Source organism: Marinomonas colpomeniae (assembly GCF_014803385.1).
Lineage (GTDB): Bacteria > Pseudomonadota > Gammaproteobacteria > Pseudomonadales > Marinomonadaceae > Marinomonas > Marinomonas colpomeniae.
In genome coordinates, this window is the sequence record NZ_JACYFC010000003.1 from 576,795 (window position 1) to 586,646 (window position 9,852).

Annotated in this window: 8 protein-coding genes; 3 read left to right on the top strand and 5 right to left on the bottom strand. The window is 40.4% G+C overall.

Features of this window, described 5'->3' with window-relative positions:
* Window positions 1–85 precede the first annotated feature (85 nt).
* On the bottom strand, window positions 86–847 hold the full coding sequence (locus IF202_RS12035) for a sulfite exporter TauE/SafE family protein (protein WP_191595137.1): 762 nt from the start codon (window positions 845–847) through the stop codon (window positions 86–88).
* Between the two features lie 108 nt (window positions 848–955).
* Here IF202_RS12035 and cysB point away from each other — a divergent pair, with 108 nt between their 5' ends.
* On the top strand, window positions 956–1,930 hold the full coding sequence (gene cysB, locus IF202_RS12040) for an HTH-type transcriptional regulator CysB (protein ID WP_191595181.1): 975 nt from the start codon (window positions 956–958) through the stop codon (window positions 1,928–1,930).
* Window positions 1,931–2,033: 103 nt separating this feature from the next.
* Here cysB and wrbA read toward each other — a convergent pair whose 3' ends face one another.
* From wrbA to IF202_RS12060, 4 genes are all read right to left on the bottom strand, one after another.
* Window positions 2,034–2,636: an NAD(P)H:quinone oxidoreductase gene (gene wrbA / locus IF202_RS12045; RefSeq protein WP_191595138.1), complete on the bottom strand. Its 603-nt coding sequence runs from the start codon at window positions 2,634–2,636 to the stop codon at window positions 2,034–2,036.
* The gene (arsC, locus tag IF202_RS12050) at window positions 2,633–2,977 is read right to left on the bottom strand and encodes an arsenate reductase (glutaredoxin) (RefSeq protein WP_191595139.1); all 345 of its coding nucleotides are present in this window, start codon (window positions 2,975–2,977) and stop codon (window positions 2,633–2,635) included. The genes wrbA and arsC overlap by 4 nt, the downstream gene beginning before the upstream one ends.
* A 77-nt stretch (window positions 2,978–3,054) precedes the next feature.
* The gene (locus IF202_RS12055) at window positions 3,055–4,776 is read right to left on the bottom strand and encodes a proline--tRNA ligase (RefSeq protein WP_191595140.1); all 1,722 of its coding nucleotides are present in this window, start codon (window positions 4,774–4,776) and stop codon (window positions 3,055–3,057) included.
* A gap of 30 nt (window positions 4,777–4,806) precedes the next feature.
* A complete protein-coding gene (locus tag IF202_RS12060) occupies window positions 4,807–5,676 on the bottom strand; it encodes an SMP-30/gluconolactonase/LRE family protein (protein WP_191595141.1) in 870 nt (289 codons plus the stop codon).
* 570 nt (window positions 5,677–6,246) lie between these two features.
* On the opposite strand from IF202_RS12060, the gene IF202_RS12065 reads away from it, so the two are divergent.
* Together IF202_RS12065 and IF202_RS12070 are read left to right on the top strand one after the other, a co-directional pair.
* On the top strand, window positions 6,247–7,860 hold the full coding sequence (locus IF202_RS12065) for a DUF2786 domain-containing protein (RefSeq protein ID WP_191595142.1): 1,614 nt from the start codon (window positions 6,247–6,249) through the stop codon (window positions 7,858–7,860).
* A gap of 166 nt (window positions 7,861–8,026) precedes the next feature.
* The gene (locus IF202_RS12070; protein ID WP_191595143.1) at window positions 8,027–9,544 is read left to right on the top strand and encodes a fumarate hydratase; all 1,518 of its coding nucleotides are present in this window, start codon (window positions 8,027–8,029) and stop codon (window positions 9,542–9,544) included.
* The last annotated feature ends 308 nt before the right edge of the window (window positions 9,545–9,852 follow it).

The window sequence follows — 9,852 nt, forward strand, 5'->3', positions numbered from 1 at the left end:
CTGCTCGTTGCTTTTTATTTGTAGTTGTTAACAGTATCGTGTTTCTAGACTTGAATGAACCGCTAATAGGGAGTTTTTTTGCTTTTTAAAAGAAAAGATACTTTATGCCAAAAGATAGAAGTGCTGTTGCCAAAACTGGCTGTAGAATATTGTTTGGAACATGGCTGGCGATTCTTGTTCCTATATAGATAGTTGGAATAGAGCCGATTAATAAACCTCCAAGTAGGGTGTAATCAACATTGCCTAAAAATAAGTGCCCAACCCCTGCAACGAGTGTTAGTGGTACAGCATGGGCTAAATCTGTACCAACAATGTTTTTTGCTCTCATAATAGGAAATATAATCATCATAATTGCTGTGCCCAGTGCACCTGCACCAACAGACGTTAGAGTGACTAAAGAGCCTAAAATAAGACCGCAGAAAAAAATGATGGTTGTGCTTTGTTTTTGAGATATATTGAAATCTAACGTTTGCGTTAATTTTTTTCTAAATAATATGACAAAAGCAGTGATGACTAACATTAGCCCTAACGTGCCTGTTAGTATCTCTTGATAGTGGTCTGGTTTTTCAAACCGAGAAAGGGCCCACACAGTTATAAAAGAGGCTGGTATGCTGCCTGCTGCCATCGAAAACACAATTTTCCAGTTTACGTTGCCTCGCTTGGCATGCATCACAACGCCAGTACTTTTTGCTATACCCGCATACATCAAATCTGTTCCTATCGCTATATGAGGTGGAAATCCGAATAACAAGAGCAGAGGTGTCATAAGCGAACCGCCGCCTACGCCAGTGACTCCTACGGCTAAACCAACGCCTGCACCTGCAAAAATGTACCAAAGAAAATCCATTCGTAAACCATATTGAAGTTATTTAAGCTGGCAACACTAGATGTTTTTTACTATTCTATAAAGTAATATTTTATTATGTTTTTAACTCTTTTTAGAATAAGGGAAATGATGAAGTTACAACAGCTTAGGTATATATGGGAAGTGGCACGCCATGACCTAAATGTTTCGGCGACAGCTCAGAGTCTATATACCTCTCAGCCAGGCGTGAGTAAGCAGATTCGCCTTTTAGAAGATGAGCTCGGTGTGGAAGTTTTCGCCCGAAGCGGAAAACATTTAACTCATGTGACACCAGCAGGTGAGAAAATCATCGCATTGGCAGGAGAGATTCTTAGCCAAACACAGAATATTAAACGTGTAGCAAAAGAGTTTAGCGACGAAAGAAGAGGATCTCTTGATATTGCTACCACTCATACACAAGCGCGTTACGCTTTACCCAAAGTAATTAATCAATTTATTGAAGGTTACCCAGATGTCGGTTTGCATATGCATCAAGGGACACCAATGCAAATTGCAGAAATGTCTAATGATGGAGTGGTTGACTTTGCTATTGCGACGGAAGCATTAGAGCAGTTTGGTAACCTAGTAATGTTGCCTTGTTATACGTGGAATCGATCGGTTGTTGTGCCGAAGAGTCACCCATTAGCGTCGGTTGAAAAACTAACCCTTGAGGCGCTCGCAGAATATCCTATCGTAACCTATGTATTTGGCTTTACTGGGCGGTCTGAACTAGATAGAGCATTTCAAGAAGCGGAGCTTAATCCGAATGTAGTCTTCACCGCAGCGGATTCAGATGTCATCAAAACCTATGTGAGATTAGGTTTGGGTGTCGGTATTGTTGCTTCTATGGCATACGACGAAACTCAAGACTCGGATTTGGTAGCTTTGGATGCATCCCATTTGTTTGCGGACAGTTGTACGAAAATTGGTATTCGCAACAATACGTTTATTCGTGGCTACATGTATAAATTCATTGAATCTTTTGCACCTCATCTTACGAAAGATGTTGTCATGGCTGCAATGGATGCTGGGAATAGGCAGGATGTTGAAACCTTGTTTGAAAATATAACACTGCCAAGGCATTAGTATTTTTTAAATGGTTTAAATAAAATGACTTAAAAAGTAAACGCATCATGATTGTGATGCGTTTTTTTGAGAGATATTAACTAATTTTGATATTTATAATGGGCTACGTTTGAAGTTTTTTAGAAATTTCTGCTATGCGTTTGCCTTGAGCTTCACACAATGCTTTCTCATCTTCACTTAATATATTTTCACTTGTACTACTGGCTAAATGACTTGCGCCATAAGGTGTGCCGCCTGTTGTTGTATTAATTAATTCTTTATTTCTATACGGAAGGCCAGCCCAGATCATACCGTGATGAATAAGTGGCGTCATCATGCTGTGAAGACACTGTTCTTGTCCGCCGTGCATTGTGCTTGCGCTGGTAAAGCCACATGCTGGTTTGTCTATCAATTGTCCTGTTAACCAAAGTGTCGTTGTTTGGTCTATAAAGTGCTTGAGTGGTGCGGCCATACTGCCAAAGTAGGATGGCGAGCCAATGGCTAGGCCTGAGCAATTAGCCAGTTCGTCAAGAGTACAGTAAGGTGCTCCTTCATCAGGTAATGCTGGTGTTGTTTCTATTGTTGTAGCTGACACGTCAGGTACTTGTCGTATTTTTGCTTCAAAACCGGTGATTTTATTTACGCCTCTGGCTATATGTTTTGCCATTTCTGAAATGGAACCATGGCGACTGTAAAATAAGACGAGTACATAAGGTGCCTCATTCATTTGAATAATTCCAAAACGCTTTCTGGCGGACGTCCAATTTTCGCTTTGTTATTGTATATGACAATAGGGCGTTCTATTAATTTAGGGTGATCGAGCATTGCTTGTAATCGCTCTTCATCATTTGATTCTTTGTTTAATTTTAGTTCTTTATAAAGTGTTTCTTTTGTTCGCATTAGCTCGATTGGTGTTAGCTTAAGTTGATCCAGTAAGGTGAGTAGCTCGTCTTTGCTTGGTGTGTCTTCTAGGTATAATCTAATATTTGCGTGAATATTATTCTCTTCTAAAAGCTTAAGTGTTTCACGGGACTTTGAGCAGCGGGGGTTGTGGTAAATAGTGGTCATACAGGACTCTTATTGGTTTTTTGCAGTTTTAAATTTTAAAAGGTCAGGCACCTAGATATGGTACCTGACCTTTTTTATTACTGACTTAAAATGAAATTACTAACGTCTGCTATCGCGATGTCTTGGTTTTCGCCTTGAGTCCGGTTTTTATATTCTAGTGTACCGTTTGCTAATCCTTTATCGCCAACCACAAGGCGGTGAGGAATACCTAGTAGTTCACAATCTGCAAACTTAACGCCTGGGCGCTCCTTACGGTCGTCCAAAAGAACGTCTAAACCTTTCGCTTTGAATTCTGAATATAATCGATCGCATTCGTTACGAACTGCTTCGGACTTGTCATAGTTCATTGCGACGATGGCAAGGTCAAATGGGGCGATGCTTTCAGGCCATAAAATACCTTTCTCATCAAAATTTTGCTCGATCGCAGCGGCAACAATACGTGATACGCCAATACCGTAACAGCCCATGTGCATTACTTTCGCTTTACCGTTTTCATCTAAGACTGTCGCTTTTAGTGCTTCTGCATACTGTTGACCTAATTGGAAAATATGGCCTACTTCTATACCTCGTTTGATAACGATAGTGCCTTTTCCATCTGGAGATGGATCGCCTTCAACAACGTTGCGTAAATCAGCAATTTCAAATTCTGGGCAATCTCTTTCCCAGTTTAAACCGGTGAGGTGGTAGTCATCTTTGTTTGCGCCAGCGCAGAAATCAGACATAACTGCCGCTGAGCGATCTGCAATGATTCTAATGCCTTTTTCCTTTAAGCCTTTTGGCCCGATAGAGCCTGGTGCGCAGCCGATTGCATTAACAATGTCAGCTTCGTCAGCGAATTCAAAAGGAGAGAGAACGCCGTTCAGCTTTTCTACTTTTAGCTCGTTGATGTTGTGATCACCACGAAGAACAAGTGCAATAATTGTGTTTTCTTCATTTTTGTCTAAACCTTTGATAAGCATGGTTTTAACTGTGCTAGTCACATCTAGTTTTAAAAACTCAGCAACGTTTTGAATGGTTTTGCAATCAGGCGTGAATACTTCTGCTAATTCTTGTATCGGCGAGTCTGCTTTTTCTTTAAGGCAAACGGCTTCGGCAAGTTCAATATTGGCTGCAAAATCCGATGAATCGCTGAATGCAATATCATCTTCACCTGAAGAGGCTAGTACGTGGAACTCATGAGAGAAAGCGCCACCAATACTGCCGGTATCTGCACGTACTGGACGGTAATCTAATCCAATTCGATCAAATACATTGCAATATGCTTGGTGCATTACGTCATAGGTTTCTTGTAATGACTCTTCGTTTATATGAAAGGAGTAAGCGTCTTTCATGCAAAATTCACGAGAACGCATTACGCCGAAACGAGGGCGAACTTCATCTCGGAATTTAGTTTGGATTTGAAAGAAATTCATTGGCAGCTGTTTGTAGCTTGTTAATTCGTTACGAGCAAGATCTGTAATAACTTCTTCGTGAGTTGGTCCAAGGCAGTATTCACGACCATGGCGATCTTTTAGGCGAAGAAGTTCTGCGCCATACTTCTGCCAGCGTCCTGTTTCTTGCCATAATTCAGCTGGTTGCACGCCGGGCATCATCACTTCAAGAGAGCCTGCTTTTTCCATTTCGTCTCGAACAATACTCTCAACTTTGCGGAAAACCTTTAAGCCAGTTGGAAGCCAAGTATATAAGCCTTTTGAAATTTGACGAATCATACCTGCGCGAACCATTAACTGATGGCTTGTTACAACAGCGTCAGTAGGGGCGTCACGTAGGGTAGAGAATAAATAGTTGCTTGCGCGCATGATAATTAGGTCTATTTTAGAGTTAGGGTATTAACCAGCAAATTTTGGTTCTTGCTGGCCTTTTGTATTTACGGTTAGTGCAAATATACCACCGGCTTGAGGGAATGCTTTCAATTCCTCTTCTGTTTGTGCTGCTCGGCATGTACTTACAAAAAGCGTATTCATTTCTGGTCCACCAAACGCCACCATCGTTGGGTAGGTTGCAGGAACTGGATACTCTTCTAGAATAACACCAGAAGGATTTAATTTCACAACGCGTTGACCTTGATATAAAGCTGTCCAATAGTTCCCTTCTAAATCTACAGCGGCACCATCTGGTCGTCCATTGCCATGAGGAAATTTATGGAAAATACGTTTATTTGATGCTGTACCAGTCTCAAGGTCATAATCAAATTGGTAAATTACATGATTTGGCGTGTCTGAATAATACATTGTTGTATTGTCAGGTGAAAAAGCTAAGCCGTTTGACGTCCATGCGGCTTGATCAATTAGCTTTTCTTTGTTTTTACTAAACTGATGCAAGGCGCCGTTAAAGGCATCTTTAGGAGAATACATTGTGCCTGCTAAAAAGCGACCTTTGGCATCGCAGCGGCCATCATTAAATCGGGTTGTTTTTTGGTCGTACGTGGCAAGCCAATATGGCTGTAGAGGTGCGTTTAAATCTGTAAATGTATAAACGCCAGATCGAAAAGCCGCAATGAAGCCTCCTTTTTTAGCTAAAGAAAAGCAGCCTATTTCTTCATCGAAAGTGCGAGTTTCTACTTTCTTTGATTGAGTGTTGTAGGCATGTAGCTGAAAAGAGTCAATATCAACAAAGTACAGGGTTTGAGTGTCTTCGTCCCAGCGTGGGCATTCGGCTAGTTTTGCTTGTGCATCTAAGACGCATTGCATAGTAGTCATACGAGCTCCATGTTCTCTGAGTGATTATAAATATAGGGATGCTATAGTGCTTATTAAAGCCTTTTTTGTAAATAGGAATATAAAAGATGTTTGAGTTAAACTCAGCAGTTTTTAGAGTGTGATTATATTCTTGTTATGTATCTTTCTTCGTATCAGCTTCGATTTATAAATCGATGTCACAAAGAAATGATGTTACTTCAATTTATCAACTTGTAGATAAGAGTTGTCAGTAATTTATGTTGAGAAATTGTTTGTTATTAAGCATTTTCCATGACGTTTTTTTTGAGGTTGACCCAAATGTTGCCGCTTTGGGCAAGCTGATGCCGCAATTGTATCTGGATAATACTGTTCGCTATGAATTAAATATTTGCTGGCTAGAGCCTATTGTAGAGGGCGTTGCAGTCTGTTCTCTATGAGAAAAGAAAAGTTGGCTAAGATCTTGCAGAAGATTTAATTATTATTAAAAGGCGTTTTGAAAATACCCTGCGATGGGTTAGAACTTTATTGTTGAAAACTCTAAATTTATATTCTTTTTAGAATGAATTTTAGCCAACTTGGAAAGCATATTTTATGAGCATGCGCAGAAGAAAGAAGGCCATACAAAAGGTTGTTAAGTTATTAAATTTGGCAACCTCTACTAATTCGAGTGAATCGGCTATGGCTTTGCGCCATGCAGAATCGCTAATTAGGCAATATGAGTTGGCTCAAAGGGAGTTGCCGGTTCTGCAATTGTGTGATCCTTCCATGCTTTACCGTGTTAGTTGGGGTGGTGCTGCACCGCGATATTTAAAAGATACGATTATAAAGACTTCTTCAAAAGATTCTGTTTATCAGCGTCGCTTTAGTGAAAAAAATAATGATCCAAGTCGAGCTTATGAGTCTGCGCCTACTATTCTCGATGATATGGATTTAGATGGTTTTTGTGATGCCCACCTTTCAACTTCTGAAGATTGTCAAGTTCAGAGTGAAGAAAATATAGTGGAATCGGATTTGAATGTTGACTTTGTTGGTGAAGAAGAAATGACTGTAGAAAGTGTATCTGATGCGGATGATATAGATGGTTTTTTGCAGGAAGCTTCTGTTAATTACACAACATCAAATGATAATGTAATTGACGCCGCTAAAGCTTTTCGTCCAGATAATCATGAGTTTACCGAAACATTAAAAACGCAATATGCAACAAGTGATCCTGCTGTTCCTTTTGTTGAGGATAAGTATTGGTCGAATGTCTATGAAAAACTTGCAGATTTTGACGAGGTTGAGGTTCAGTCAAGTATTGAATCATTAAGTACTCAGTTGTCTTTGGCTCAAGAAAATCTACAAATCAAAAAACAAAAGCGTTATGAGCATGAGCAGGGTGAAATTCAAGAGCGTTCTGAGCGTGCGAGAATTGAACAGAGTTTTGAGGAGGCTATTGAAAGGGCTTTTCAGGCTAGGGCGAAGTCCTATGAAGACTGGGAAAGTGCTTGTACTAATATTCGAATGTCTTGCTTGAGAGATGAACAGGAGGCAGTTCAAAGTCATGATTCAATTACCAGTACATTGAGTAAGGCAAAAGAGTCATTTGAGCAGCACTTACAGAGAAAAGAAGATTATCGAGCCGCAAAAATTATGCACGAGCTCCGTCGGCAATTGGCTTTGGCTGTTTCTGTCGGAGAGGAGGCGTCTTATGAAACAGTAGTTAATATGATGGAAGAGAATGGTCTTTCTTTAAAAGATCTGGAATTTTCGGATATTAAAAACAAAAGTTTGTTTATTCGTTTGCTAGAGCGTGAGTCAGCTTTAATTGAAGATGTTCATCAAAGAGAAGAGCATACAGAAGAAATGCTGGATAAATTTTTGACATTCAGCCTTTCAAAGAAAGAGGCAAGATCTTCAGAAAATCCTATACAGCATATTCAACGACTGCTTCTTGCTGCAAGTGAGGGTGGTCAGTTTGAAACTCAAAAAAATCTCGAGCAGGTGATCTATTTGATGGATTCGAATGGTGTTGGTGTTAGAGATATTGGTTATGGATTTATTAAAAAATACTCTGTGTTTATTCGTTTGATTAATTGGGAGGCTGAGCGTATTTCTTCCTTATCTGAGCGTGAGAAATTTACAGCTCAAATCTTAGAGGAGTATATACAGCATTCGGTGCAGAAGCCGGAAGCAGAAGGTCGAGGTCAAAAAAACAGCGGCTAATTGCAAATGAGTATTGTTTCACTGTATTGTTTTTAAATATACTCCTCATTCACACTGCTGATGAGGGGTATATTTGCTTAAAAGCCCCCTTAACGCTTCCTTTGCATGTCTGCATCTTTTACCATTTCGTTTTCGATTTAATCGTAATCCTCAGCAGGAGAGAAGCATGAGCATTATTAAAGAAGATGATTTGATTGATAGCGTGGCAGATGCGCTGCAGTTCATTTCTTACTACCATCCTTTAGATTTTGTTAACGCCGTACATGAAGCCTATGAAAGAGAAGAGAGTCAGGCGGCTAAAGATGCCATGGCTCAAATTCTAATTAACTCTCGTATGTGTGCGGAAGGTAAGCGTCCTATTTGCCAAGATACAGGTATAGTAACTGTGTTTGTTAAAATTGGGATGAATGTGCAATGGGAGGGCGATAAAAGTGTCGCTGACATGATCAATGAAGGTGTTCGTCGCGCTTATTTAAATCCAGATAATGTATTGCGTGCCTCTATTCTTGCTGATCCCGCTGGTGCCCGTAAAAATACTAAAGATAACACCCCTGCTGTTATTCATATGGAAGTTGTTCCTGGTGATACTGTTGAAATTCATGTTGCTGCAAAAGGTGGTGGTTCGGAGAATAAATCTAAACTAGCAATGTTAAACCCATCGGATGATATTGTTGAGTGGGTTAAGAAAACAGTTCCAACAATGGGGGCTGGTTGGTGTCCGCCAGGTATGCTTGGTATAGGTATCGGCGGAACTGCAGAAAAAGCCATGGTGATGGCAAAAGAGTCCTTAATGGAGCCAATTGATATTCATGAGTTAAAAGCGCGTGGCGCTAAAACTAGAGTAGAAGAGCTTCGCTTAGCAATTTTTGATGAAGTTAATAATTTGGGTATTGGTGCTCAGGGTTTAGGTGGGTTAACGACTGTGCTTGATGTCAAAATCATGGACTACCCAACTCACGCCGCATCTCTTCCTGTTGCTATGATTCCTAATTGTGCTGCAACACGCCATGCACACTTTGTGTTGGATGGTTCTGGTCCTGCAGATTTGGTACCGCCTTCGCTTGATGATTGGCCGAAAATTACTTGGGAAGTTGGTGAAAACGTTCGACGAGTTAATTTGAATGAAATTACACCTGAACAAGTGAAAGAATGGCAGCCAGGTGAGACGGTTTTGCTAAGTGGCAAAATGCTGACTGGCCGTGATGCGGCCCATAAAAAAATGGTTGAAATGTTAGCGAACGGTGAAGAGTTGCCGGTTGATCTTAAAGGACGTTTTATTTATTACGTCGGGCCAGTTGATCCGGTAAGGGATGAAGCTGTTGGTCCTGCAGGGCCAACTACAGCGACACGGATGGATAAATTCACTCGTACCATTCTTGATAAAACGGGCTTACTTGGAATGATAGGTAAGTCTGAGCGTGGACCAATTGCCATTGCCGCTATTAAAGAGTTTGGCGCGGTTTACTTGATGGCAGTAGGTGGCGCGGCATACCTCGTTTCTAAAGCCATTAAGAAAGCCGATGTTATTGCGTTTCCTGAGCTTGGAATGGAGGCTATCTATGAATTTGATGTAGTAGATATGCCAGTAACTGTTGCTGTTGATTCGGCGGGTACTTCTGTTCATATTACAGGGCCTGCAGAATGGAAAGCTCGAATTGAAGAGCAAGCGTTAGAGATTAAATAAATATTATTATTTGTGGATCTTGTTAGGTAATAAAGGCTGTCATTTTATATGATGGCCTTTTTTGTTTTATTACATTGAAGATAGTGTTGCATCATAAAAAATAATCTGTATTATACGCTCCTCGGTCAGGCAATTGCCCTGAACGCGCTCTTTAAGAATTTAAACAGATAATTTGTGTGGACGTTCGCTGGAGACTTCAGAAGATCTACATTGGCTGGCTTAGGTTGGTTAGTGAGAGATCAAAAAAATTGAAGTCTTACGAAACGTCTACATATTAATTCGCTTTATGTTGGTTTGTTTCCTCCCAA